Consider the following 25,602-nt stretch of genomic DNA (forward strand, 5'->3'; position numbering starts at 1 on the left):
AAAGAAAGAGTTCATTCTAAATGGCCATCGTCCCAAGAAAAACCCTGGCAGCCGCAGCTGGCAACCGTCCTTTCGACGGGCTTGCCAATACATTCGCATGAATGATACAAAAACGCGGAAAAAATAATAAAACCGACGATTTATGCCATTGAGCGCGGTTTACAAAGATAACAGGAGAACATTAATGCTTGCCACCCTGCCGGACAACGCCCTCGTCGCCGACGCCACCACCACCAAGCCTTACTCCGTCGCCAGCCTGATCATGGCTTGCGGCTTTCTGCACCACAGCGCGCAGGCCTTTCTCGACGACGTGCGCGCCGATCAGGCGCTGATCCGTTCCGGCTTCTGCCCCCGTCACCATGTGCATGTGGACCGCGACGGCCAGGCCACGGTGGACGGCTTCGTCCACGAACAAGTGGGTTTGTTGCTGCAACACAACGCCTCCCTGCATTTCGCCCTGCATGAGATGCTGATGCAGTTTGGCCCGGACGCCTGCAACGACACCCTGGCCGGCATCATCGTGCGCGGCCTGCGCGGGGTTCAGGACTGGCAGGCCGCCTGCCAGTGCCTGGCGGCGATGCGCCGCGGGCCGGCCCGCGCCTGAAAGCCCGGCCTGGGTTTCGAGGCCTATTTGGCCCTCTTGGCCAGATCCAGCGCCTTGAGCCTGGCGCCGACGTCGCCCTGAGCCGCCGCCTTGGCGTACCAGCGTATCGCCGCCGGCAGATCCCGCTCCACGCCGTCGCCGTGCTCGTACATGCTGGCGATCAGATATTGCGCGCCCATATCGCCCTGCTGCGCGGCTTTTTCGTACCAGTACGCGGCCAGCCGGTAGTCCTTGGCCGCGCCGCGGCCCAAGAAGTACTGGGTGCCCAGATCCAGCTCCGCCGGCAGATAATCCTGCCGCGCGGCCAACTGGAACCAGCGCGTCGCCTCGGTCTGCGACTTGGCCACCTGCTGGCCGCTTTCATACAGCGCGCCCAAGGCGTGCTGCGCCTGCGGCAGACCCGCGTCGGCAGCGCGGCGCAGCCAGCGCTCGCCCTGCGCCCGGTCCGGCGCGCCGCCTTCGCCGCGCCAATGCATCATCGCCAGGTCGAAAGCCGCCACCCGGTCGCCCGCCTGGGCCGCTTGCTCGAACTGCCGGCGCGCGGCGGCGAAATCGCCGCGCTGATAGCTGGCCCAGCCCGCCACGTCCGCGGCCAGGGACGCCAGCGCCCACGCCGCCCATATCCCGCCTGCCCACGCCTTCATCGCGCCTCTCCTCATCGGGCCCGTACCACCAAAGCTTAGAAGCTGTTCAAAGCCCGCTGAAGCGCCAATGCGCCACTGACGCATTCCGCTTTCTCAGCGGCGTTCGCCCTGTCCCGCTCTCGCTCGCGAAACTTTGAACAGACTCTTAGTCGGCGGCGGCCGGGAAATCTGTCGGCGGCGGCTCGCCGCCCAGCTTCCTGTCGATGAACTCCAGGAAGGCGCGCGCCTTGGCCGGCACGTACTTGCGTTCGGGAAACACCGCGTACACCGCGTGCAGCGGCAAGGGATAGCGCTCCAGCAGAGGCAGCAGCCGGCCGGTAGCCCGGCGCAATGCTTGCTATGCTGAAAGTCCATCCCGCGCGACTAAACCACCATGGCTCCACCCCTAGGCCCTCATCCCGAGCGACAGCTATACCGCGACGCGGACGGCCGGTATTGCGCGCGTCTGGGCGGCTGTCAGCTCAGCAGCGTGTTCCAGCCCTTGTTCTACCGCAGCGGCGGCGTGTTCGGCTACGAGGCGCTGCTGCGCGTGCGGACGCAGGACGGCCAGACGCCGTCCCCCGACTCTTTTTTGTCCGGCCTGCCGCCGGAGCTGGCGCTGGAGGCCGATCAGCTGGCGCGGCTGATCCACATCCGCAATTTCGCGCAAAGCGGCCAATCCGGCTGCCTGTGCCTGAACCTGCTGGCCCAGACCGCGGTGGTGGACAACCACGGCCGCAATCACCTTCCCCTGCTGCAAGGCCTGCTGGACTCGCTGGAACTGGACAGCGGCGGCGTGATTTTCGAACTGCCGGAATACGAGGTGGAACACCACGGCCAACCGCTGATCAACAGCCTGCGCCTGACCGCCGAGGCCGGCTTCGGCCTGTCTGTGGACGATTTCGGCGCGGTGGCCGCTCGCCACGGCAAGGTCAAGTCGCTGTGCCCGGACCTGATCAAGATAGACCGCAGCCTGCTGCTGGACTATATGTCCGGCGAACGCCACCGGCTGCCGGTGCTGCTGGAGCTGGGCTGGCAGATAGGCTGCCGCATGGCGGTGGAAGGCATAGAAACCCGCGAGCAACACCAGGCGATGCAGGAACTGGGGGTCGAGCTCTACCAGGGCTTCTACCTGGGCAAGCCGGCCGAGCTGCCGGTGACCTGCCAGCTGTGACCGGCGCGGTCCAGCCACAGGCTGAGCAAGGCCAGCGCGGCCAACGCCGCGCCCAGCCATACCGGCGCGCGCAGGCTCCAGCCGGCGTCCAACAAAGCGCCGCCGCCCCAGGAACCCAGCATCAGACCCAGATTGACCACCGACATGTGCAGGCTGTTCACCATAGACCCGCTGCCGCCGGCGCGCACCACCCGCGCCACCATCGCCGGATTCATCGGCAGGCCAGCCAGGCCCAATAGCAGCACGCACGCCGCCGTCGCCGCCTGCCATTGCGCCAGCAAGGCCAACGCCACCAGGGCGGCCAGCAAGACCAGCAGGCCGCCGCGCAGCACGGCGCGGGTGTGGCTGTCCGCCAGGCGGCCGCTGAACAGATTGCCGAGCACCGTCGCCAGCCCGTAAGCGGCGAACAGCCAGGGCAGCGTCGAAGCGGCGAAGCCGCTGACCCGGGTGAACAAGGGCACCAGATAAGTGAAGGCGGCGAACACCGCGCCTATGATCAAGCCGCTGCTCAGATAAGCCGCCCACAGGCTGGGTCGCGCCAGCCGGCGGCCCTCCTCGCCCAGACTCAAGGTCTGCGGACGGACGCCGGACGGCGTCAGCGCGGCGATGCCCGCCGCGGCCAACGCCACCATGCCCGCCACCAGCCAAAAGCTCACACGCCAGCCCCAGCTCTGATCCACCCAGGCCGCCAGCGGCAGGCCGGCCACCGAAGCCAGCATCAGGCCGTTGAGCACCAGCGCGGCGGCGCGCGCCACCCGGTGTTCGCCCACCAGTTCCGCCGCCAAGGCCAGGGCCACGCCGAAGAAAGCCGATTGCGCCACGCCGCAGATCAGCCGCGACCACAGCATCTGCCGGTAATCGCCGGCCAGCGCGCCCAAAGCCTGCCCGGCCAGGAACAACAGCAACAGACCGATCAAGCTGTGCTTGCGCCGCGCCGAACGCAGCAGCCAAGTCAGCGCCGGCCCGCCCAGGACCACGCTGGCGGCGAAGGCCGATACCAGATTGCCCACCGCCGGCAAGCCGACGCCCAGGGCCGCCGCCAACGACGGCATCATCCCCGCCACCATGAATTCCGACGTCGCCATCGCAAAAATGCATAAGCCCAACAGATACACCGTCGCCGGCATCGCCGACTCGCCGCTCTTGCCTGTCATCCCGCTTCTCCCGTATCGCACATGAACGAGGGCTTATGCTAGATTCCTTGGCGATACGGAAAAATAGTCTTCAATTCCATACATAACGGAACTGTATTCCGTAATTTCGGGGCAAACCATGGAAAAAATGAGCGGCATCGAGCTGTTCGCCCACATCGCCCAACAAGGCAGCCTGGTGGCCGCCGGACGGCAACTGGGCATTTCCGCCTCGGCCGCCGGCAAAGGCCTGGCGCGGCTGGAGGCGCGCTTGGGCGCGCGTCTGGTTCAACGCAGCACCCGGCGGCTGACCTTGACCCCGGCCGGCGAGCAATACCTGCAACGTTGCCTGCGCATTCTGGACGAAGTGGAAACGGCGGAGCGCGAGTTGCAACAAGAGCAGGCCGCGCCGCGCGGCCGGCTGAAGGTGGGCCTGCCGCACGAATGCGGCGTGCTGGCCCCGCTGCTGGCCGCCTTCATGCAAGACTATCCGGAGATCGAACTGGATCTGGACTACAGCGACCGGCTGGTGGACGTGATAGGCGAAGGCTTCGATGTGGTGATTCGCGGCGGCGAACCGGGAGACTCGCGCTTGAGCGCGCGGCGGCTGGGCGCTTACCGCATGCGGCTGGTGGCCGCGCCGGCCTACTTCGCCCGCTGCGGCGAGCCGGCGTCGCCGATGGATCTGACGAAGCACCGCTGCCTGCATTACCGCTATCCGCGCAGCGGCAAACTGGCGCCGTGGCCGCTGGCCGGCCAGGATGAAGACGCGCCGGCGCTGCCGGTCCATGCCTGCGCCAATACCGGCGACGCGCTGATCCAGCTGGCGGAGCAAGGCGCCGGCATCGCCTGCCTGCCGGACTTCACCGTGCGCCGCCAACTGGCGGACGGACGGCTGCGGGCGCTGCCGGAAGCCTGGGCCGAGCGCAGCGGCGTCCTTTATCTGCTATGGCCCGGTTCGCCCTATCCGCCGCCGCGGCTGCGCGCCTTCATCGACTTCTTCGCCAAACGCGGCTTCCCCGGCGGCTGAACCCCGCCGGACTCTGGCTCAGGGCGCCGACACCAGCCGGTCCGCCATCGCCTTGATCGCCCGCATCTGCACCCCGTTCTTCCAGGCGAAATTCACGCCGGTATAGCCGAACCAGTCCCAGCAGCCGTTCGGGTTGCCCGGCGGCATCGCCGTGGTCTGCGGATACAACACGATGATGCGATTGCTGTCCGCCCATTCGTTGTAGCCGGCATGGCCGTAGAAAGCGTCGCCGACCACGCCCGCGTACTGGCGGCAACCGTGCAGCGCCACATGCACCTTGCAGGATTCGCCCTCGGCGCAGGCGCGCGGCACATAGACATAGCCCTCGTCGGCCAGGCTGCTGCCCGGCGGCGCGTACGGCTTCTGGTTGAAAGCGGACACCTGGCTGCTCAATTGGCCGGCGCGCGGCTGCAAGGGGCCGTAGATTTGCGTCAGGATAGCGCCGGCCTGGTCGTAGCCTTCGCCCTTCCAGTCGCAATGGTTGACGTAAGGCGACTTGGTCTCGCCGCAGTCATTGCCGTAAGCCGGCGTGATCTGGGCATGGCCGGCCGGCAGGCTGCGCAGGTAGTCGATGCTCGCCGCCGGCACCCCCAGCTTGCGGAAATAACGCTCGGCGCTGTCCACCACCGCCGTCTTGACGGTATTGTCCTGGCTGCCGCTGAACAGATAGACGCGGCGCTTGGCCAGGTTGGACAAGGGATCGATCTGTCCCGCCAGCGCGAACTGCTGCGTCGCCAGCACCAGGCCACCCACCGCCGGCGGCGGACCGCTCATGCAGGCCGGCGCGCCCGCCAGCATGCCCTTGGAACAATAGTAAGGCCCGCCCGCCACTACGCCGACGCCTCGCACCGAGGCGGAAAACGCCACCTGATACTGCACCGCCATGAAGGCGCCGGACGACAGACCGGACACCGAAGACTGCCGCGCGTCGCCGCGATACGCCGGCAGCGGCTCCGCCGCCGCCATCTGCGCCAGCGTCAACGCCAGCGCCCCAGCCCACCACCAAGCAGGTTTCAACATAAGCCCTCCTTAAAGACCCGTTCCCTGTCCGTCCCGCGTCGTCAAACGCGACACGGCGAGCGCGGCTTTGAAACGCCCATGAGCCACGAGCGTTCCGCGTGCTCGGCTGCTTCGCCTTCGCTCGCGAGACTTTGAACAGACTGCGGTATCGCGCGAGGATCGCGCTCCCGCCTGGATTATGGCGTCCCCAGCCGGCAAAAATCACCCCAATGTCATGAATCGTCGGCAAATCGGTCAGTTCCCGCCCTACCCCCAACCCCTCTCTGCCGCCGGAGCTGTTCCGCGTCGCTGGTATTCCGTACTATTCCAGTTTCATCAATGACAAGAAGAACGGCATGCCCCCGCTCCCCGCTCCCCGCACCGCCGGCCTGCGCGTCTCGCTGTTGCTCGGCCTGACGCTGACGCTCGCCGCCTGCAAACCCCAGCCGCCTCCGCCCGCCGCCGAGCCGGCCGACACCGCCAGCGCGCCGTCCGTCGCCGGCCAAGTGCGACGCCTGAGCGCCGTGCCGGCCGGCGTCGAGCTGCGCGGCAAGCTGACCGCCGCCTACGGCTGGACGGACAGCGCCGGCGAGCACGTGCTGGTGCTGGCGGAGCGACAGGAAGCGCGCGGCGCCGACGGCGCGCAGAGCGCGACGCTCTACGCCGCGCAATACACGCTGGGCCAGGATAGGCCGCGACGGCAGTGGATGCTCAGCGACGGCGTGACGCGCTGCGAGTTCGACGCCAGCGCGACCTTCGATCTGGCCTCCATTGCTTTTCCGGACCTCAACCGCGACGGCGCGCTGGAAACGGTGGTCGGCTATCGCAGCGCTTGCGCCAGCGACGTCAGCCCCAACGACTACAAGCTGATTCTTCACGCCGGCAAAGCCAAATACGGCCTGCGCGGCCTGGATCGCCAGGGCGTGCGCTGGCTGGACCCGGACAGCGGCCACCTGACCGGACTGCCGCTGCCCGAGGACTGCAGCCCGCAGGGCCAGCGGGCGCTGCAGGCCAAGGGCTGGGAGAAAGACTTCGAACCGCCCTATCTGCCCGGCTGTTACACCGACGAAAACGACTTCGCCGCAGCGCCGCCGGCTTTTGCCCGCCACATGCGCCAGCAGTGGTTCGCGCTGATGCGGCATCAGGAAGACAACTGGCTCAAGCAACAACAGGAATGAGCGCGCGGCTTGCGGCCCTCGCAAACCTGCCCTTCGGTAATTATGATAATAATTCTTGTTTGCAATAAAATCGGAGCCACCACCCGCGTCTATCCTAAGGATTTTCATGGCTTCCGATTTTTCCCGCCCGCGCCGCGCCGCGCTGCGCTTATGGCTGAGCGCCGGCCTCGCTCTGGCCTTGAGCGCCTGCGGCGCGCCTGAACAAAGCGCCGACGCCTCCGTCGCCGCCGCCGGCCAGTGGCCGCGCACCTTGAGCACGCCCAAGGGTCCGTTGACGCTGGAGCGGCCGCCGCTGCGCATCGTGTCCACCAGCGTGACCCTGACCGGCACCCTGCTCGCCATCAACGCCCCGGTAGTGGCCAGCGGCGGCAGCGCCGCCAATTCCAAAGTCACCGACGGCCAGGGCTTCTTCACCCAATGGGGGGCCGTGGCCAAGCAACGGGGCGTGCAGCCGCTTTACCAGGGCGAGCCCAATGCCGAAGCCATCATCGCCGCCCAGCCGGACCTGATCGTGATGGCCGGCACCGGCGGCGACTCCGCGCTGAAGCTGTACGAGCAATTAAGCCAGATGGCGCCGACTCTGGTGGTCAATTACGACGACAAGAGCTGGCAGGAGCTGGCGACGCTGCTGGGACGCGCCAGCGGCCGCGAGGCCGACGCCCAGGCGGTGATCGCCCGTTTCGACGCCGAAGTCGTGCAGTTGAAAAGCAAGCTGAAGCTGCCGCCGCAGCCCACCGCCGCCATGGTGTACAGCGAGGACGGTTCCGGGGCCAATCTTTGGACGCCGGAATCGGCCCAGGGCAAGCTGCTGCAAGCGCTGGGCTTTACGCTCGCCACCGCGCCGGACAGCGTCAAGGGCAACACCAGCCAGGGCGTGCGCCGCGACATCGTGCAGCTGTCCGGCGAGAAATTCGCCGAAGGGCTGCGCGGCAACAGCATCCTGCTGTTCAACGCCGACGCGCCCAGCGTGCCCAAGGTGCTGGCCAATCCCTTCCTGGCCGGCAACGCCGCGGTGCGCGGCAAGCAGGTCTACGCCGCCGGCTTCGACACCTTCCGCCTGGATTACTACAGCTCGCGCAATCTGCTGGCGCGGCTGGCGCGGCAATTCCAATAGCCGGCAGCTGCCGGCTTCCTTCCCGACAGGCTCGCGCCCGACACGGCGCGGGCCTGTTTTCACATTGATCGCCGCCATCCGGCGCCGCCTTCTCCATGAGCCACCTTCCCATGACGGAGCCGTGTAATTTTTTTAAGTAAATAAACAATGTTATTCATTAAATAAATTACATTAATGGCAATCGATGGAAAAGCATCGATAGCAAAGCCTATTTAGCCCCCCATCTGAAATCACGGCCAAATCAGGAGGCTCCCACCACAAGCGCCGCTTGTCAGGCGCAAAAAAGCCCCGGGCGCAGACGCGCCTCGGGGCACTTCAATGCATTCCATGCCGCGATCAACTTGATGAGCGGCCATGCCGGCGCACGGCGCCGCGCCGCGCGACAAAAAAAGGCCGCCTTGAAAGGCGGCCTGTTCGGCATGCGGCGCTTATTGCCGCCAAGCGGGATGATTCACGACCAACCCAGGCTGGCCAGCTCCTCCGCGCTCAGATGCCGCCATTCGCCCTGCGGCAGCTCGCCCAGCGCCACGCTGCCCAGGCTGATGCGGTGCAGCTGTTCCACCCGGTTGCTGGCCGCCGCCACCATGCGTTTGACCTGGTGATACTTGCCCTGGGTGATGGTCAGCAGAATCACATGGCTGTCCAGCCGCTCTATGCTGTCGGCGGCGAACTCCGCGCCTTCGTCGTTCAGATAAACCCCGCTTTGCAGCTTGGCGATGAACTCCTCGCTGGCCGCGTGTTTCAGCGTCACCTGGTAGCACTTGGGCACCAGCTTCTTGGGCGAGCTGAGCGCGTGCACGAACTGGCCGTCGTTGGTCAGCAGGATCAGGCCGGTGGTGTCCACGTCCAGCCGGCCCACGGCGGTGATGCCCAGATTGCCGAACTGATAAGGCAGCAGCCGATAAATGCCGGGATTGTGCTGCGGCTTGTGCGAGGTTTCGTAATTGGGGGGCTTGTGGAACAGCAAGTAGAGCGGCCCGGTCACCACGTCCCAGGGCTTGTCGTCCACCACCAGTTGCCGGATATCGGCCAGTTCCACCTGCTGACGGTAGTTGTCGACGATCTCGCCATTGAGTTCGACCAGGCCGTAGTCGATCAGCTGCCGGCATTCCTTGCGGCCGCCAAAGCCTTGTTGTTGCAGTAGTCGGTAAAGTTCCATCAGCGGATGGTAGCACACCGCCCCCGACGCGCCAGGCCTCCAAGCCGGAGCGTCAGGACACCAGCGGACGCATGGGATCCGCCACGCACACCCGGTCGCGCCCTTCCTTCTTGGCGCGGTACAAGGCCGCGTCGGCGGCGGCCACCACGCTGCCGGCGTCGGTGCCGTGCAGCGGGCACAGCGCCAGCCCCACCGACAAGGTGACGCGGATATCGTGCCCGCCGGCCACGATGGGCAGAACGCGCACATCGTGGCACAGCTGGCGCGCCTTGGCGTAGGCGTCGTTCAGCGACGCGCCGGGCAGCAGGATGAAGAACTCTTCGCCGCCGTAGCGGCAAACGATGTCTCCGCTGCGGAAGGCGTCGCTCAGATGCGCCGCCAGCGCCGTCAGCACCGCGTCGCCGCAAGGGTGGCCATACCGGTCGTTGATCTGCTTGAAATGATCGGCGTCGACCATCAACACCGCCACGTCCCTGTGCACCGCCAGCATATGGCTGAGGATGCGCGGCAGAATATCGTCCAGATGACGGCGGTTGAACAGGCCGGTCAGCGGATCGCGCAACGCTTGCTCGCGCAAGCCCTGCTGCAGCAGTTCTATTTCATTCAGATTCTGGCGCAGCGCCTGGTTGGCCTGCAGCAAATCCTGCTCCAGCTGTTTGCGCTCGCTGATGTCGTTGACGCCGTTGATCACAAACCAGCCGTCGTCGGCCCTCACCACGGAACAGGAGATCAGCGCCCAGAACTCCCGGCCGTCGGCGGCGCGCAGCCGCACTTCGCGGTCGCGCACGCAACCGCCTACGCGCAGCAGCGCGGACACGCGCTCGCGCTCGGCTGGATCCACGTAGAAGTCCTGCACCCGCAGCGGCCGCCCGGGCGCCAGACGTTCGCGGAACAACTCCTCGGCGCGGGCATTGGCGTAGATCAGCTCGCCGCCCTGCAAACGGTTCATCGCCAAGGGAAAGGGCGCGGCGTCGGCCATCAGGCGCAAGCGCGCCTCGCTGTCCGCCAGTTCGCGGGTGCGGGCGCGGACCTTGCCCTCCAATTGGCGGTTGACCCCGCGCAGCCTGGCCTCGGTGCGTCGCAGATCCACCGCCAGCGCGCCGAACACCAGCAAGGTGGTGGTCTGGATCAGCATCAGCATGCTGAGAGTCAGCAATGCCTGCTCGCCGTGCCCGAAAGCGCCGTGGCCGGACACGCCGCCGGCCAGAGCCAGCAGCAAAATCCCCAGCGACAGGCCATGGGCCAGCCGCAAGCGCTGGCGAAACGCGAACCACAGCAGAGGCAGGCTGAAGCAATAAGGCAGGGCGGCATAACGTCCGGTGCTGTCGTCTATGCCCAGCATGGCCAGGCCGGCGACCAGCAAGGTCAGCCAGGCGGTCAAACCGTCCAGCGAGCCGAGGCCGCCGTGGCCTTCGCCTGTCACCGCGCGCCTCAACAGCAGCAGACAGGGCGTCAGGCTGAAAATGCCGGCCAGGTCCGCCAGCCACCAGGCGATGAAGTGACGGCCCAGCGGCAATAAGAGTTGCGGCTGGCCATGCAGCAGGGCCGCCGTGCCGCCCATGGCGGCGACGGCCGCGGCCAGCGCCGCGCCGGCGATGAAGGCCTGGACATAGGACAGGCTGTGCAAGGGCAGGCGCCGGCCGCAGCGGTAGCGCACCAGCAAGGCGCCCAACAAGCTGCCCACCGTATTGGCGCCGGCGATCAACAAGGCGTCCGCCAGCGGCAACTGGCGCGACAAGAGGCTAAACAGCAAAGATCCCGCCGCCAGCCCCATGCCGTAGCGCTGGCCGCCGCGCAAGGCGACCGCCATCGCCAGGCCGGCCGGAAACCAGGCCGGCGTCAGCCAGGTTTCCGCATTCATGAAGCCGGCCATCAATAGCCGCGCCAAGCCCCAATAGGCCGCGGCCACGCTCAGCTGCCGCCATGCGGCCGCCCAAAAGCCCGCGGCGGCATCCCTCCATCGCTGCATGCTTGTCTCCACCCTCCCTCAGCGCACAGCCGCGACGGCCGGCGAATGGGGGAAACCATCCGTCCCCCGCGCGCCGGCTTGAGCGCGACCGGTGTTCCGGGCCGTCCCCGGAACGGGGAGCAAGGCGGGAAACGCCGCTTTTTAGTCAATATAGATATATTGGATAAATTCCGCCGTCATTCCTTGGCTTTCTTGACTGCCACGCACGCAGGGGGCGGGCGGGCTATCTTGCTGATTCACATCGCGATTGAATAAATGATAGCTATCATCTAAAACGGAATCACCGCTTCGTCATTGCGTTGCGCCACCCTCTAGCCGAACAGGAAGGTCAACGATGCGCTACAGCTCAACTCACAAGACCGAAACCCGTCAACGGATCCTGACCATGGCCTCGCTGCGTTTTCGAGCCGAAGGCGTGGCCAATGTCGGCATCGCCAATCTGATGGCCGATCTGGGACTGACCCACGGTGGTTTCTACGCCCACTTCCACAGCAAGGACGATCTGGTGGCGCAATCCTGTCGCCAGGCGCTGCTGGACATGAACGAGATTTGGCAGGCCCAACTGGAGCAGGCGCCCAACGGCGCCGGGCTGAAACGGCTGGCCAAGGATTATCTGAGCGCGGCGCACCGCGACTTTCCGGACTCCGGCTGCGCCGCCGCCGCGCTGGCCGGGGAGCTGGCCCGCCACGACAAAGCCACGCGCCAGGCGTTTTCCGAAGGCTTGCAGGCGCTGCTGCACACGCTGCGCCAGGCGCAACAATGCGACACGGCGGCCGGCTCGCGGCCGGCGCTGGCGCCCGAAGCCTGCCTGGCCCTGATGGTGGGCGCCTTGCTGCTGTCCCGCGCCATCTCGGACGAGACGCTGTCCGACCGGCTGCTGAAAACCGCAGCGGCGGCGCTGGCCCTGCAAGCCCGGGCGTAGAACCCGTTCAAAACCTCGCGGACAAGCGCGAGACAAGACCTTGCGGCGGAAGAAACGGAAGGAGCGCGCGGCGCGTGAGCGTGCTGAGGCCTAGCCGCCGCGCGAGATCTCGCGCAGCGCAGCAGACAGGAAACGACCTTTTTAGACGATGTCGAGGTGGTCAATGCCTTCCAGCGGGTCCCTGGACTTGGAGCCTTCGCTGTAAAGCTTGATCTTCAGCCGCAGATCGTTGATGGAGTCGGCGTTGCGCAGAGCGTCCTCGTAGCTGATCAGATCTGCCTCGTACAGCTCGAACAAGGACTGGTCGAAGGTCTGCATGCCGGTCTCGCGCGAGCGGCCCATCACTTCCTTCAGACCGGCGATTTCGCCCTTGAAGATCATGTCGGACACCAGCGGGCTGTTGAGCAGGATTTCCACCGCCGCCACCCGGCCGCGGCCGCTTTTGATCGGCACCAGCCGCTGGGAAATGATGGAACGCATATTCAGCGACAAATCCATCAAGACCTGTTGATGACGCTCCTCGGGGAAGAAGTTGAGGATGCGGTCCAGCGCCTGGTTGGCGTTGTTGGCGTGCAGCGTGGCCAGGCACAGGTGGCCGGTTTCGGCGAACTGCAAGCCGTAGCCCATGGTTTCGCGGTCGCGGATCTCGCCCATCAGGATCACGTCCGGCGCCTGGCGCAGGGTGTTCTTCAAAGCGATGTCCCAATCATCGGTGTCCACGCCCACCTCGCGCTGGGTGATGATGGACTTTTTGTGCTGGTGCACGTATTCGATCGGATCCTCAATGGTGATGATGTGGTCGTGGTTGTGGCTGTTGCGCCAGTCCACCAGCGCGGCCAGCGAGGTGGATTTGCCCGAGCCGGTGCCGCCGACGAAGATCACCAGCCCGCGCTTGATCAGCGCGATGTCGCGCAAGACCAGCGGCAGGTTGAGCTGGTCGAAAGTGGGGATTTCGGTGTTGATCTTGCGCAACACCATGCCGGCGTGGCCCTGCTGCACATAGGCGCTGACGCGGAAGCGCCCCAGGCCCGGCGGATTGATCGCGAAGTTGGCCTCCTTCTTGGTTTCGAACTCCTCGGTCTGCCGGTCGTTCATCACCGCGCGCACCAATTCCTTGGTGTGCTGGGCGGACAGGGGCTGCGGCGCCACCGGAGTGATCTTGCCGTCTATCTTCATCGCCGGAGGGAAATCGGCGGCGATGAAGACATCGGAGGCGTTCTTGCCGGTGGCGTGCTTCAGCAGATCCAGTATGAACTTGGAAGCCTGGTCTTTTTCCATGATGAGGTCCCGCGGGTCGCCGTTTCTAGTGTAGCGCAGCGCCCGCTCAGAATTGATCCTTGTTGGCGGCCTTTTGTCTGGCGTCCGCCGGCGACACCATATTGCGCCGCACCAGCTCCTGTAGACACTGGTCCAGCGTCTGCATGCCGTGCTGCTGACCGGTCTGGATCATGGAGTTGATCTGGGCGATCTTGTTTTCGCGGATCAGGTTGCGGATCGCCGGGGTGCCCAGCATGATTTCATGCGCGGCCACCCGCCCGCTGCCGTCCTTGGTCTTGAGCAGGGTCTGGGCGATCACCGCGCGCACCGATTCGGACAGCATCGAACGCACCATCTCCTTTTCCCCGGCCGGGAACACGTCGACGATACGGTCTATGGTCTTGGCGGCGGAGCTGGTGTGCAGGGTGCCGAACACCAGGTGGCCGGTTTCCGCCGCGGTCAGCGCCAGGCGTATGGTTTCCAGATCGCGCAATTCGCCCACCAGGATCACGTCCGGGTCTTCGCGCAGGGCGGACTTCAGCGCATTGGCGAAGCTGTGGGTCTGCAAGCCCAGCTCGCGCTGGTTGATCAGGCACTTCTTACTGTCGTGGACGAACTCGATCGGATCCTCCACGGTCAGGATATGGGAGAAGTGGTTGTCGTTGATGAAATCAATCATCGCCGCCAGCGTGGTGGACTTGCCTGAGCCGGTGGGGCCGGTCACCAGCACCAGCCCGCGCGGAAAGGCGGCGATTTCCTGGAAGATCTTGGGCGCGCCCAGCTGCTCCAGCGACAGCACCTTGGACGGAATCACCCGGAACACCGCCCCCATGCCGCGGTTCTGCACGAAGGAGTTGACGCGGAAACGGGCGATGCCGGGCAGGTCGAAGGAAAAGTCGCACTCGAAGGTGTCTTCGAAGATTTTGCGCTGGTAATCGTTCATGATGTCGTACACCATGTCGTGCACGTCATGGTGATCCATCGGCGGCAGGTTGATGCGGCGGATGTCGCCGTTCACCCGGATCATCGGCGGCAGCCCGGCGGACAGGTGCAGGTCGGACGCCTTGTTCTTGACCGTAAAGGCCAAGAGCTCCGAAATTTCCATAATATAATCTCCACGATGACTGCGCCGCCGCCATGGTTTCAGCCGCCAGGCGACCACTTGAAAAATAATGAAGAACCGCCCGCGTCGGCGACGCGCCCGAACGAGACCCCGGCATTTCCGGCTCTGGCGCTGATTGTAAGCTCAACTCAGCCATTTGGGATATCGCCGTCACCCCATATTATTAATGATGCGCGGCCATGATTCTTTGTAGAAACCCCAAACCCGGGCAACAAGCCTCACCGCCCGCAGCAAACCATTTCTCGACGCCATGACAGACTCCATCTCCCAACCCTTGCAGCAAGTCCGCCAACGCCTGGCGGACGCGGAACACGCCGCCGGCCGTCCGGCGGGATCGGTGCGCTTGCTGGCCGTCAGCAAAACCTTCCCCGCCGCGGACATCGAGCAAGCCTATCTTGCCGGCCAGCGCGCCTTTGGTGAAAACTACGTGCAGGAATTGCAGCAGAAGGCCGAGGCGCTGGCCGGCCTGGAGATCGAATGGCACTTCATCGGCCCGATGCAATCCAATAAAACCCGAGCGGTGGCGGAATTGGCGCACTGGGCCCACTCGGTGGAGCGGCTGAAAATCGCGGAACGGCTGTCGGCGCAACGTCCGGCGGCGCTGCCACCGCTGAACGTGTGCATTCAGGTGAACGTGTCCGGCGAGGCCAGCAAGAGCGGCTGCGCGCCGGAGCAGGCGCTGGAATTGGCGCGCGCGGTGGCGGCCTTGCCGCGTCTGACCCTGCGCGGCCTGATGTGCATCCCGGAACCCACGGAGGACACGGCGCGGCTGGCGTCTCAGTTCGCCCAGCTGCGCAGGCTGCGCGAACGCCTGATCGCCGAGGGGCTGGCGCTGGACACGCTGTCCATGGGCATGTCCTCCGACATGGCCGTCGCCGTCGCCGAAGGCGCCACCCTGGTGCGGGTGGGCACGGCCATTTTCGGCGCGCGCCATTATCATTGAATGACATCGGCTTGAAACGATAGCGGTTTCAGGCCGGTTTATAAGGAAAAAGCATGCGGATTACCTTCATAGGCGGCGGCAATATGGCCAACGCCATCATCGCCGGCCTGATCAAGCAGGCGGCGCATCGCATCCACGTGGTGGACCCGGACGCCGGCAAAGTGGAACGGCTGCGCCAGGAATACGACGTCAGCGGCGGCGCGGCGCTGCCGGACGCCTTCGGCATCGGCGACATCGTGGTGCTGGCGGTCAAGCCGCAGCATCTGCGCGACTTGTGCCTGGAGCTTGAGCCCAGGCTCAACGGCGCGCTGGTGATCTCCATCGCCGCCGGCATCCGCCTGGACGCGCTATGCCGCTGGCTGGGCAGCAAGCGCGTGGTGCGGGTGATGCCCAACACCCCGGCGATGATAGGCAAGGGCGTGTCCGGCCTGTTCGCCTCGGTGGGCGTCAGCGAAGACGACCGCCAGGACGCCAACACCGTGATGCAGGCGGCCGGCATCACCGTCTGGCTGCAAAACGAACAACGCATCGACGACGTCACCGCCGTGTCCGGCAGCGGCCCGGCCTATGTGTTCTATTTCATCGAAAGCATGATAGAAGCCGCCCAGCAAACCGGCTTTTCCGAAGCGGAAGCGCGCCGGCTGGTGCTGGCCACCTTCGAAGGCGCGGTGGAACTGGCCAAGCAAAGCCCGCTGTCCGTGGCCGCCTTGCGCACCAATGTGATGTCCAAGGGCGGCACCACCGAACGCGCCATCGCCCGCTTTGAGGCGGAAGGCGTCAAGCAGGCCATCATCGCCGGCACGCTGGACTGCCGCGACCGCTCCATCGAAATGGGCCAACAACTCAGCCAGGACTAAGCCACATCATGTTCTTCGACACTTTGCGCTTTCTGATCCACACCCTTTGCGGCCTGTTCGTGCTGGTGCTGCTGCTGCGCTTCTATCTGCAAGTGGCGCGCGCGCCGTTCAAACACCCGCTGTGCCAGTTCGTGATGGCCGCCACCAATTTCGCGGTGCTGCCGCTGCGCAAGCTGGTGCCGGCGATGCGCGGCTACGACAGCGCCACCATGTTGCTGGCCTGGCTGGTGGCGCTGCTGTCCAATGTGCTGGTCACCTTGCTCAGCTCGGTGCCGGAAGTCTTCACCTTTCCGCAGGTCTGGGTGGCGCTGTCGCTGCTGTCGCTGCTGGAAGTGTTCAAGCAATCGCTGACCCTGTTGATGGGCAGCGTCATCGTTCAGGCCGTGCTCAGCTGGGTCAGCCCCTACAACCCGCTGATGCCGGTGCTGGACGCGCTGACCCGGCCCTTCCTGCGCCCGTTCCGCAAGGCCAATATCGGCGGCGTGGACCTGTCGCCGCTGGTGCTGCTCCTGATCATCCAGGTGATCCTGATGCTGCCGGTGCGCATGCTGGAAGCAAGCTTCTTGACCCAACTCAAGGTAGTACTGTAGCAATTCAGGTTATTTGTCATATTTTTTCGCGGCCGCGCTTTGCGGCCGCTCGTTTGGCAACCGATTTGCATCACCACACCAGGAGACTTCCAATGAAAAAAGCCTTGCTCGCCGCCGCCCTGTTGAGCGCCGCCGCCGCTCCCGCCTTCGCCAATATGCAGCTGGCGCAAAAATACAGCTGTACCGCCTGTCACGCGGTGGACAAGAAGATCGTCGGCCCGGCCTATAAGGACGTGGCCAAGAAATACGCCAGCCAGAAAGGCGCGGAAGCCATGCTGATGGCCAAGATCAAGAACGGCGGCTCCGGCGTATGGGGCCCGGTGCCGATGACCCCGCATCCGAACATCCCGGACGCGGACCTGCGCGCGCTGGCCAAGTGGGTGCTGTCGCTGAAATAAGCCATCCCGACGCTAGAAACCCGGCACGCCGCACGGCGCGCCGGCTCCCGGAAAAAGGCGGCGGATTGCCGCCTTTGAACTGTCCGGGACATTTTATGTCTTAGCCTGTTGCGCCAATACCCTTTTAACGATGCCTCAGGCTTGTTACCGGAGTGAAACAACGCTATACCGATTGTCAGCAGCAGGGAGTTAATATCACCTAAGCGCCTAAGACAGTTGCAGAAATAGCGGGGCGCCGGTAATCTTCTCCGCCTGTTGCCAACTCTATGCTGGAAGCACCTATTATGGCCAAACTAACCGAACAGGATATCCTCAACTGGACCGGCGACGATTACATGAACGCCGACCATCTTGAGTTTTTCAAAGACCGGTTGTTGCAGATGCAGCAGGAGTTGCTCTCTAACGCAAATGCGACCGCCAATCACCTGCAAGAGCAGGAAGCCACGCCGGATCCCGCTGACCGCGCCACGCTGGAAGAGGAATACGCGCTGGAACTGCGCACCCGCGACCGCGAGCGCAAGCTGCTGCAAAAGATCCAGGCCTCGCTGCGCCAGATCGAAGACGGTTCTTACGGCTTCTGCGAAGACACCGGCGAACCGATCGGCCTGCGCCGCCTGATGGCCCGCCCCACCGCCACGCTGTCGGTGGAAGCCCAGGAACGCCGCGAACGCATGAAGCGTCAGTACGCCGACTGACCGTTCCGGTTCTCGCCCGCAAAACGCCCTGGCCGCATCCAGGGCGTTTTTCATGTCCGCCTGTCCCCCGTCCAAGAAAAACAAGCAGATAAATCGGGCGCCGATAGCTTATCCCTAACGATCATCTAGTATGAATTTAGGGCATTAAAGCAGGCCGGCCGCTTGTCTAGCGTCGTGGAATCCGGTTATCTTGCTGCTATGCAAAAACTGAAATAGCAAGGAAGCCGCCTTTATGCAACGCCAGACCGACGACGTCAGAATCCGCGAAATCAAGGAATTGCTGCCGCCCATCGCCCACCTGTACGAACTGCCGATCACCGAGGCCGCCTCCGAGGTGATTTACGCCGCCCGCCGCGACATCTCCGCGCTCTTGCGCGGCGAGGACGACCGCCTGCTGGTGGTGATCGGCCCCTGCTCCATCCACGACACCGAAGCCGCCATCGAGTACGCCAAGAAGCTGGCGCCGCTGCGCGACAAGCTGTCGCAGGAGCTGGTGGTAGTGATGCGCGTCTACTTTGAAAAACCGCGCACCACCGTCGGCTGGAAAGGCCTGATCAACGATCCGCTGCTGAACGAATCCTTCGACATCAACAGCGGCCTGCGCATCGCGCGCCGCCTACTGCTGACCCTGAACGACATGGGCATGCCGGCCGCCACCGAATTCCTGGACATGATCACGCCGCAGTACTTCGCCGACCTGATCAGCTGGGGCGCCATCGGCGCGCGCACCACCGAAAGCCAGGTGCACCGCGAACTGGCCTCCGGCCTGTCCTGCCCGGTGGGTTTCAAGAACGGCACCGACGGCAATCTGAAGATCGCCGTGGACGCCATCCGCTCCTCCAGCGTGCCCCATCATTTCCTGTCCGTGACCAAGACCGGCCACTCCGCCATCGTCTCCACCGGCGGCAACCCGGATTGCCACGTGATCCTGCGCGGCGGCAAGGAACCCAATTACTCGGCCGAACACGTGAGTGCCGCGGCGGCGGAACTGGTCTCCGTGGGCCTGCCGCAAAAGCTGATGGTGGATTTCAGCCACGCCAACAGCCGCAAGGACTACCGTCGTCAGATGGAAGTGGCCGACGACATCGCCGGCCAGCTGGCCGCCGGCAACGCCAATATCTTCGGCGTGATGGTGGAAAGCCACTTGGTGGAAGGCCGCCAGGACCTGAAGCCGGGCTGCGAGTTGACCTACGGCCAGAGCGTCACCGACGCCTGCATCGGCTGGGACGACACGGAAAAACTGCTGACCACGCTGGCCGACGCGGTGAAGGCGCGCCGCGCGCGTCAAGACTGAGCCGGCGCCAAGCCGACTGCCTCGCGGCGGAGCATGCGCTCCGCCGTTTTCATTGGCTCAGCTGCTCGCCGGCCAGGCGGCCCAGGGTGGCGATCGCCCGCGCCAGCGCCGGCGACCACGGCTGGCCGAAGTTCAGCCGCAGGCAGTGGCCGAAACGCGGCTCGGCGGAAAACACCAGGCCCGGCGCGAAACTGATGGATTCGGCCAGCGCCCGCTCCAGCAAGCGGCCCGCGTCCAGCCCTTCCGGACATTCCACCCACAGCAGCAGACCGCCCTGCGGCCGCCGCAGCCGCGTGCCCTTGGGGAAGGCCGCCAGCACCGCGTCGGCCAGTTGGCCCATCTGCCGCGCCAATTGCCGCCGCAAACGCTCGGCGAAACGCGCGTAGTCGCCGTCGGCCAACACATCCGCCAACAAGCCCTGATACAAGGCCGAGCTCACCAGGCTGCTGCTATTGCTCAGCCGCGCCAGCGCCGCGTGATGGCGGCCGCCGGACAGCCAGCCCAGACGGAACGAAGGCGCGAAGCTCTTGGTGAAGGACGAGCAGTAAATCACCTCGCCGCGGCTGTCCCAGGCTTTCAGCGGCGTCGGATGCTGCTCGCCGAAGTAAAGCTCGCCGAACACATCGTCCTCGATGATGGTCAGGCCGTGACGGTAAGCCAGCTGCAACAAGCGCTTCTTGGCTTCGTCCGGCATCAAGGCGCCGGTGGGATTCTGAAAATTGGTCACCGTCACCAGGCAGCGCGGCGCCGGTCCGTGGCGCAAGGCGAACTCCAGCGCCTCCAGCGACAGGCCGGCGTCCGGCGTGCACGGGATTTCAAGCGCTTTCAGTCCCAGGGCCTCCAGGGTTTGCAGCAGACCGAAGTACACCGGCGTCTCCACCGCCACGGTGTCGCCCGGCCGGGTCAGCAAGCGCAGCGACAGGCTGATCGCCTCGGTGATGCCGTGGGTGAACAGGATGGCGTCCGGCTCCAGCGCCAGCTGCCACTGCGCCGCCAGCCCGCACACCAGCCGGTGCAGCCGCGCCTGCTCGCCGCGCGGCAGATAGGCGCCGATCAGCTCCGGCCGCTGGTTCAGCGTCTGTTGCAGCCGACGCGCCAGCGCCGCCGCCGGATACATGCTGCAGTGCGCTTCCGCCATGTGCAGCTGGGTGCCGATGTCCAGGCCCGACCATTCGATCAATTGCGACATGCGGCTGTCCACCCGCACCAGGGTCGCCGCCGACGGCAAGCCGTCGTCCCGGGCATGCGCCTGCTGCGCGCGGCTGGGCAAGGCCGCGAAAAAGCCGGCGCGCGGCCGGGCGCTGACGCGTTGCTGGCGCTCCAGATGGCGGTAAGCCGCCAGCGCGGTCAAGACGTTGACGCCGTGCAGGGCGGCCAGGCGGCGCACCGAGGGCAGCCGGCTGCCGGGCGGGTACTCGCCGCTGTCCAGCCCGCGCTCGATGTCCGCGGCAATGCGTAGATACAGGGAATCAGTCATCGCTGTTATATAGAACAGATTGTGCGCAGCATAAACTGTTTGCGTCGGCTGTGGGAAGGCGAGGCGCGGCGCTTGCGCTAGGCTTGGCCCTACTTTTCATCGCAAGAAAGCGCATCATGCCGTCCACCTTCTGGCGCGACCTGTCGCCCTCCGCGGCGCTGGCCGCGGCGCTGGCCTTATTGGTCGGCTATTCCGGCCCCTTCCTCATCATCGTCCACGCCGCCCAGTCCGCCGGCTTGTCCCCGGCCCAGCTCGGCTCCTGGATCTGGGCGGTGTCCATCGGCTCCGGCGTGGCCGGCCTCTACCTGTCCTGGCGCTGGAAGGCGCCGGTGATCACCGCCTGGAGCACCCCCGGCGCGGCCCTGCTGCTGGCTGCCCTGCCCGGCGTGCCCTACGGCGAGGCGGTGGGCGCCTTCCTGGCCGCCGCCGCCATCGTCACCCTGCTGGGCGTCAGCGGCCTGTTCGACCGGCTGATGAAGGTGTTCCCCGCCGCGCTGGCGGCGGCGATGCTGGCCGGCATCCTGTTCCGCTTCGTCGCCGAACTGGCCAGCGCCGCCGGCCACGATCCGCTGCTGGTGGTCAGCATGGCCGCGCTGTTCTTCGTCGGCCGCCGCTTCTTCCCGCGCTACGCGCTGCCGGCCGCCATCCTGCTGGGCCTGCTGCTGGCGGCGGCGCAAGGCCTGTTCCAGCCGCTGCCGGCCCACGGCGGAGGCGGCGGCGGCGGTCCGCTGTTCACCGCGCCGCAATGGTCGTGGAGCGCCTTCTTCAATCTGGCCTTGCCGCTGGCGCTGGTGGCGCTGACCGGTCAATTCCTGCCCGGCATGGCGGTGCTGGCCTCCTCCGGCTACCGCATCCCGGCCCGCTCTCCGGTGTCGCTGCTGGGCGCGGTGTCCATGCTGACCGCGCCCTTCGGCGGCCACGGCGTGGTGCTGGCGGCGATCACCGCCGCCATCTGCACCGGGCCGGAAACCCACCCCGATCCCAAACGCCGCTACGTGGCCGGCGTGATCTGCGGCGCGCTCTATCTGGCGATAGGCGCGGCCGGCGGCGCGCTGGCCAGCCTGATCCTGACCCTGCCCAAGGCGCTGGTGGCCACCGCCGCCGGGCTGGCGCTGTTCGGCACCCTGGCGTCCTCCTTGAGCGCGGCGCTGAGCGACGAGAGCCGCCGCGAAGCGGCGCTGATCACCTTCGTGGTGGCAGCCTCCGGCGTCAGCATCGCCGGCCTGGGCGCGCCGCTGTGGGCCTTGCTGGCCGGCGGCGCGGTGGCCTTGATCCTGCGTCCGGCCAAGGCCCGGCAGGCCGAAGCCGCCGTCGGCCAGCGCGGCTGAACCGGCACTGGCAGCCCGGCGGCGGGCATGATAAGTTAAGGGACTGGATACAATATTCCGCGCGGCGACCGAACCGGGCGGACCCTGCCCACCCTCGAGGAAACCATGTTCGCTGCCACCGTATACGCGCAACGCCGCGCCCGTCTGCAAGCGGCCGGCCTGTCCGGCCTGCTGCTGTTTGTCGGCAATGTCGATTCGCCGATGAACTATCACGACAACACCCTGCCCTTCGTGCAGGACTCCAGCTTCCGTTATTTCTTCGGCCTGAACGAACCGGGCCTGGCCGGCCTCATCGACGCCGACAGCGGCGAAGCGATGCTGTTCGGCAACGATCCGGACGTGGCCGACATCGTCTGGACCGGCCCGCTGCCCAGCCTGGCCGAACGCGCCGCGCTGGCCGGCCTGACACACAGCCGCGGCTACGCCGAGCTGGCCTCCGCGCTGAGCGCCGCGCGCGCCGCCGGCCGCGCCGTCCATTACCTGGCGCCGTACCGCGGCGAGACCCTGATTGAAATGGGCCGCTTGCTGGACGTTCATCCGGCCAAGGTCAAGGACGGCTTCTCCGCGCCGCTGACCCATGCCGTGGTGGCGCTGCGCGAAATCAAGGGCGACGAAGAAATCGCCGAAATGGAAGCGGCGCTGGCGGTGACCCGCGACATGCACGTCGCCGCGATGCGCCACGCCAAACCCGGCGTGATGGAATACGAAGTGGTGGGCGAGATGGAAGGCATCATGCGCCGACGCGACTGGCAGCTGGCCTATCCGTCCATCTTCTCCCGCCGCGGCGAAGTGCTGCACAACCATCACCACGACAACCGCCTGGAAAGCGGCGACCTGGCGCTGAACGACACCGGCTGTACCTCCGGCGGCGGCTACGCCAGCGACATCACCCGCACCTTCCCGGTGGGCGGCAAGTTCAGCCCGCGCCAGCGCGAACTGTACAATATCGTGCTGGACATGCAGCTGGCCGCCATCGAGGCGATGAAGCCGGGCGTGCGCTATCTGGACGTGCACAAGCTGTCCGCGCGGCTGATGGTGGAAAGAATGAGCGCGCTGGGCTTCTTCCAGGGCGACGCCAACGCCATCGTCGAATCCGGCGCCTACGCCATCGCCTTCCCGCACGGCCTTGGCCATCAAATCGGCATGGACGTGCACGATATGGAAGGCCTGGGCGAAGACCTGGTGGGTTACGGCGAGGACACCGAGCGCAGCCCGCTGTTCGGCCTGGGCTACCTGCGTCTGGGCAAGCCGCTGAAACAAGGCATGGTGGTGACGGTGGAGCCCGGCATGTACTTCATCCCGGCGCTGATCGAAGCCTGGGCCGCCGAAGGCCGCCACAGCCAGTACATCGACTACGACAAATTCCGCGAATACCAGGACTTCGGCGGCATCCGCATCGAAGACAATGTGCTGGTCACCGCCGACGGCAGCCGCGTGCTGGGCGCACCGATTCCCAAGACGGTGGAAGAAGTCGAAGCCGCGATGGCCGGTTGAAACCCGCCGCTCCCGCCTTCCAGCCGCCCATGGGCGGCTTTTTCACGCCCGGTCGCCTGCGCTCGCCCCCGCGTCGCATTCTGACCAGCCCCCGCCGCGGGCCGATGCTAGTGTCGGTCTTTCCTTGCGTCAGCATCGGGAGACCCCTACATGGCTGCATTACCGGAAACCGGGGCGACAGACCGCCTCAACCGCACGGTGTTCCTCGGTTCGTCCAGCTGCATTCTGGCGCTGGCGCTGTGGGCGATGCTGGACGCCGACGCCGCCGCCCGCGTCATGGCCCAGGTGCTGGGCTGGATCACCGAGGGCTTTGGCTGGTACTACTTCCTGGCCGCCACGCTCTATGTCTTGTTCGTCCTCGTCATCGCCTGTTCCCGCTTTGGCAGCATCAAGCTGGGTCCGGCCCATTCGCGGCCGGAATACAGCCTGTTCACCTGGGGCGCGATGCTGTTCGCCGCCGGCATCGGCATCGACCTGATGTTTTTCTCGGTGGCCGAACCGGTCACCCACCTGCTAGCCCCGCCCGAGGGTGCGCCCGGCACCCACGCCGCCGCGCGCCAGGCCATGTCCTGGACCCTGTTCCACTACGGCATCACCGGTTGGTCGATGTACGCGTTGATGGGCATGGCCCTGGGCTATTTCAGCTATCGCCATCAATTGCCGCTCAGCATCCGCTCGGCCCTCTATCCCATCTTCGGCCGCCGCATCCACGGCGCGCTCGGCCACGGCGTCGACATCGCCGCCGTGCTCGGCACCATCTTCGGCATCGCCACCTCGCTGGGCATAGGCGTGGTGCAGCTCAACTACGGCCTGCGTTTCATGTTCGACATTCCGGAAGGGGTGCTGGCGCAGGCCTTGCTGATCCTGCTGTCGGTGGCGATGGCCACCCTGTCCGTGGTCTCCGGCGTGGACAAGGGCATCCGCCGGCTATCGGAATTGAACGTGCTGCTGGCCATCCTGCTGATTCTGTTCGTGCTGTTCAGCGGCAATACCGTGTTCCTGCTCAACGGCCTGGTGCTGAACGTGGGCGACTACCTGAACGGCTTCGCCGGCATGACCTTGAACACCTTCGCCTTCCAGCGCCCGGTGGACTGGCTGAACGCCTGGACCCTGTTCTTCTGGGCCTGGTGGGTGGCCTGGGCGCCCTTCGTCGGCCTGTTCCTGGCGCGCATCTCGCGCGGCCGCACCCTGCGCCAATTCATCATCGGCACCCTGGTCATTCCCTTCGTGTTCACCTTGATCTGGATTTCCATCTTCGGCAACAGCGCGCTGGACCTGGTGCTGGCCGGCAACCAGAGCTTCGGCAAGACCGCGATGGAAACGCCGGAACGGGCGTTCTATTCGCTGCTGGCGCAATACCCGTGGACCGGTTTCAGCGCCCTGCTCGCCACCGTCACCGGTCTGCTGTTCTACGTCACCTCGGCCGACTCCGGCGCGCTGGTGCTGGGCAACTTCACCTCCATCCTCAAGGACCCGGCCAGCGACGCGCCCAAGTGGCTGCGCATTTTCTGGTCGCTGGCCATCGGCATCCTGACGCTGTCCATGCTGATGGTGGGCGGCGTGCCCACGCTGCAGAATGCCACCATCATCATGGGCTTGCCCTTCTCTTTCGTGATGTTCTTCATCATGGCCGGCTTGTACAAGGCGCTGCGGCGCGAAGGCATGCGCGAAGACAGCCGCCAGGCCAGCCTGGCCGGCTCGCTGTCCGGCCGCACCTACGCCCACTCCGATCCGCGGCTGAACTGGCAGCAACGGCTGAGCCGGGCGATGAGCTATCCGGACGCGGACCAGACCCGAACCATGCTGGAACACAGCTGCCTCCCCGCCTTGCGCGAGGTTTGCGCCGCGCTGCGCCAGCGCGGCGCCAAGGCGCGGCTGGAACAGGAAACAGACCCGCAGACCGGCCTGCCGCGGCTGGGCCTGCTCATCGCCGGCGACGGCGACGCCGCCTTCCGCTACCGCATCCAGGCCGCCATGGCGGCCACGCCCTCCTTCGCCATCCGCGCCGCGCCCGGCCATTACTGCCGATTGGAAGTGCACTTGCAGGACGGCAGCCAGGGCTACAGCCTGTGGGGCTACCACAAGGAACAGATCATCGCCGACATCCTGGACCAGTACGAACGGCATCTGCACTACCTCCACCTCAGCCGGCAAGCGCAGTCCGCCGCCTCATAGGCCTCCGCGCCGCCGGGCTGGACGCCGCCGTCGCGGCGTCGCACCATGCGCTATTCAATCCGGCATGAT

24 protein-coding genes are annotated in these 25,602 nt (G+C 65.9%); 15 read left to right on the forward strand and 9 right to left on the reverse strand.

The features are described 5' to 3' along the window. Positions 1-184: 184 nt before the first annotated feature. A complete protein-coding gene (locus AB1Z25_RS21520; protein ID WP_043589344.1) occupies positions 185-604 on the forward strand; it encodes a hypothetical protein in 420 nt (139 codons plus the stop codon). 23 nt (positions 605-627) lie between these two features. On the opposite strand, the gene AB1Z25_RS21525 is transcribed toward AB1Z25_RS21520, so the two are convergent. Both AB1Z25_RS21525 and AB1Z25_RS21530 read right to left on the reverse strand, forming a co-directional pair. Further along, positions 628-1,248: a tetratricopeptide repeat protein gene (locus AB1Z25_RS21525; RefSeq protein ID WP_107801209.1), complete on the reverse strand. Its 621-nt coding sequence runs from the start codon at positions 1,246-1,248 to the stop codon at positions 628-630. Positions 1,249-1,393: 145 nt separating this feature from the next. Beyond that, on the reverse strand, positions 1,394-1,579 hold the full coding sequence (locus tag AB1Z25_RS21530; RefSeq protein ID WP_486636137.1) for a hypothetical protein: 186 nt from the start codon (positions 1,577-1,579) through the stop codon (positions 1,394-1,396). 42 nt (positions 1,580-1,621) lie between these two features. Here AB1Z25_RS21530 and AB1Z25_RS21535 point away from each other — a divergent pair, with 42 nt between their 5' ends. Next, complete coding sequence (locus AB1Z25_RS21535; protein WP_107801210.1) at positions 1,622-2,401, forward strand: EAL domain-containing protein; 780 nt, start codon at positions 1,622-1,624, stop codon at positions 2,399-2,401. Here the strand turns inward: AB1Z25_RS21535 and AB1Z25_RS21540 are convergent. Then, positions 2,356-3,555, reverse strand: a complete 1,200-nt coding sequence (locus AB1Z25_RS21540; RefSeq protein WP_486636138.1) for an MFS transporter — start codon at positions 3,553-3,555, stop codon at positions 2,356-2,358. The genes AB1Z25_RS21535 and AB1Z25_RS21540 overlap by 46 nt on opposite strands. Positions 3,556-3,673: 118 nt before the next feature. Here AB1Z25_RS21540 and AB1Z25_RS21545 point away from each other — a divergent pair, with 118 nt between their 5' ends. Then, entirely contained in the window at positions 3,674-4,561 is an 888-nt protein-coding gene (locus AB1Z25_RS21545; protein ID WP_227105717.1) for a LysR family transcriptional regulator, read from the forward strand. 18 nt (positions 4,562-4,579) lie between these two features. Here AB1Z25_RS21545 and AB1Z25_RS21550 read toward each other — a convergent pair whose 3' ends face one another. Further along, positions 4,580-5,581, reverse strand: coding sequence for an extracellular catalytic domain type 2 short-chain-length polyhydroxyalkanoate depolymerase (locus tag AB1Z25_RS21550; protein ID WP_486636139.1), 1,002 nt, complete (start codon positions 5,579-5,581; stop codon positions 4,580-4,582). 335 nt (positions 5,582-5,916) lie between these two features. Between AB1Z25_RS21550 and AB1Z25_RS21555 the strand changes: the two genes are divergently transcribed. Then, on the forward strand, positions 5,917-6,738 hold the full coding sequence (locus AB1Z25_RS21555) for a M949_RS01915 family surface polysaccharide biosynthesis protein (RefSeq protein WP_107801213.1): 822 nt from the start codon (positions 5,917-5,919) through the stop codon (positions 6,736-6,738). Positions 6,739-6,844: 106 nt separating this feature from the next. Next, the gene (gene fepB / locus AB1Z25_RS21560) at positions 6,845-7,852 is read left to right on the forward strand and encodes a Fe2+-enterobactin ABC transporter substrate-binding protein (RefSeq protein ID WP_486636140.1); all 1,008 of its coding nucleotides are present in this window, start codon (positions 6,845-6,847) and stop codon (positions 7,850-7,852) included. Positions 7,853-8,303: 451 nt separating this feature from the next. On the opposite strand, the gene AB1Z25_RS21565 is transcribed toward fepB, so the two are convergent. Next, positions 8,304-9,011: a pseudouridine synthase gene (locus AB1Z25_RS21565; protein WP_107802064.1), complete on the reverse strand. Its 708-nt coding sequence runs from the start codon at positions 9,009-9,011 to the stop codon at positions 8,304-8,306. A 52-nt stretch (positions 9,012-9,063) separates the two neighbouring features. After that, positions 9,064-10,980, reverse strand: coding sequence for a sensor domain-containing diguanylate cyclase (locus tag AB1Z25_RS21570; RefSeq protein WP_227105725.1), 1,917 nt, complete (start codon positions 10,978-10,980; stop codon positions 9,064-9,066). Positions 10,981-11,314: 334 nt separating this feature from the next. Here AB1Z25_RS21570 and AB1Z25_RS21575 point away from each other — a divergent pair, with 334 nt between their 5' ends. Beyond that, on the forward strand, positions 11,315-11,902 hold the full coding sequence (locus tag AB1Z25_RS21575) for a TetR/AcrR family transcriptional regulator (RefSeq protein ID WP_107801222.1): 588 nt from the start codon (positions 11,315-11,317) through the stop codon (positions 11,900-11,902). Between the two features lie 141 nt (positions 11,903-12,043). Here the strand turns inward: AB1Z25_RS21575 and AB1Z25_RS21580 are convergent, their stop codons facing one another. Together AB1Z25_RS21580 and AB1Z25_RS21585 are read right to left on the reverse strand one after the other, a co-directional pair. Next, positions 12,044-13,180: a PilT/PilU family type 4a pilus ATPase gene (locus AB1Z25_RS21580; RefSeq protein ID WP_048412756.1), complete on the reverse strand. Its 1,137-nt coding sequence runs from the start codon at positions 13,178-13,180 to the stop codon at positions 12,044-12,046. Between the two features lie 46 nt (positions 13,181-13,226). After that, the gene (locus AB1Z25_RS21585; RefSeq protein ID WP_043589321.1) at positions 13,227-14,264 is read right to left on the reverse strand and encodes a type IV pilus twitching motility protein PilT; all 1,038 of its coding nucleotides are present in this window, start codon (positions 14,262-14,264) and stop codon (positions 13,227-13,229) included. Positions 14,265-14,532: 268 nt separating this feature from the next. Between AB1Z25_RS21585 and AB1Z25_RS21590 the strand changes: the two genes are divergently transcribed. The 6 genes from AB1Z25_RS21590 to aroG all read left to right on the forward strand — a co-directional run bounded on the left by AB1Z25_RS21590 (position 14,533) and on the right by aroG (position 19,059). Further along, positions 14,533-15,225, forward strand: a complete 693-nt coding sequence (locus AB1Z25_RS21590) for a YggS family pyridoxal phosphate-dependent enzyme (RefSeq protein ID WP_227105727.1) — start codon at positions 14,533-14,535, stop codon at positions 15,223-15,225. Positions 15,226-15,278: 53 nt separating this feature from the next. Continuing rightward, positions 15,279-16,082, forward strand: coding sequence for a pyrroline-5-carboxylate reductase (gene proC / locus AB1Z25_RS21595; protein ID WP_107801224.1), 804 nt, complete (start codon positions 15,279-15,281; stop codon positions 16,080-16,082). An 8-nt stretch (positions 16,083-16,090) separates the two neighbouring features. Next, positions 16,091-16,672 carry a YggT family protein gene (locus tag AB1Z25_RS21600; protein WP_107801225.1) on the forward strand — a complete coding sequence of 194 codons (582 nt, stop codon included), beginning with the start codon at positions 16,091-16,093 and terminating at the stop codon, positions 16,670-16,672. A gap of 92 nt (positions 16,673-16,764) precedes the next feature. After that, positions 16,765-17,070: a c-type cytochrome gene (locus AB1Z25_RS21605; RefSeq protein WP_107801226.1), complete on the forward strand. Its 306-nt coding sequence runs from the start codon at positions 16,765-16,767 to the stop codon at positions 17,068-17,070. Positions 17,071-17,354: 284 nt separating this feature from the next. Beyond that, positions 17,355-17,765 carry an RNA polymerase-binding protein DksA gene (gene dksA / locus AB1Z25_RS21610; RefSeq protein WP_019102526.1) on the forward strand — a complete coding sequence of 137 codons (411 nt, stop codon included), beginning with the start codon at positions 17,355-17,357 and terminating at the stop codon, positions 17,763-17,765. Positions 17,766-17,997: 232 nt separating this feature from the next. Next, positions 17,998-19,059 (forward strand): 3-deoxy-7-phosphoheptulonate synthase AroG, encoded by a 1,062-nt coding sequence (gene aroG / locus AB1Z25_RS21615; RefSeq protein WP_235085726.1) that lies wholly within the window; start codon positions 17,998-18,000, stop codon positions 19,057-19,059. Positions 19,060-19,108: 49 nt separating this feature from the next. Here the strand turns inward: aroG and AB1Z25_RS21620 are convergent, their stop codons facing one another. Beyond that, complete coding sequence (locus AB1Z25_RS21620; RefSeq protein WP_486636141.1) at positions 19,109-20,536, reverse strand: aminotransferase-like domain-containing protein; 1,428 nt, start codon at positions 20,534-20,536, stop codon at positions 19,109-19,111. A gap of 116 nt (positions 20,537-20,652) precedes the next feature. On the opposite strand from AB1Z25_RS21620, the gene AB1Z25_RS21625 reads away from it, so the two are divergent. From AB1Z25_RS21625 to betT, 3 genes are all read left to right on the forward strand, one after another. Next, on the forward strand, positions 20,653-21,864 hold the full coding sequence (locus tag AB1Z25_RS21625; protein WP_474455011.1) for a benzoate/H(+) symporter BenE family transporter: 1,212 nt from the start codon (positions 20,653-20,655) through the stop codon (positions 21,862-21,864). Positions 21,865-21,969: 105 nt separating this feature from the next. Beyond that, a complete protein-coding gene (locus AB1Z25_RS21630) occupies positions 21,970-23,358 on the forward strand; it encodes an aminopeptidase P family protein (protein WP_486636142.1) in 1,389 nt (462 codons plus the stop codon). Positions 23,359-23,508: 150 nt separating this feature from the next. Then, complete coding sequence (gene betT / locus AB1Z25_RS21635; RefSeq protein WP_235085715.1) at positions 23,509-25,533, forward strand: choline BCCT transporter BetT; 2,025 nt, start codon at positions 23,509-23,511, stop codon at positions 25,531-25,533. The last annotated feature ends 69 nt before the right edge of the window (positions 25,534-25,602 follow it).

This window comes from Chromobacterium sp. HL1 (genome assembly GCF_057418835.1).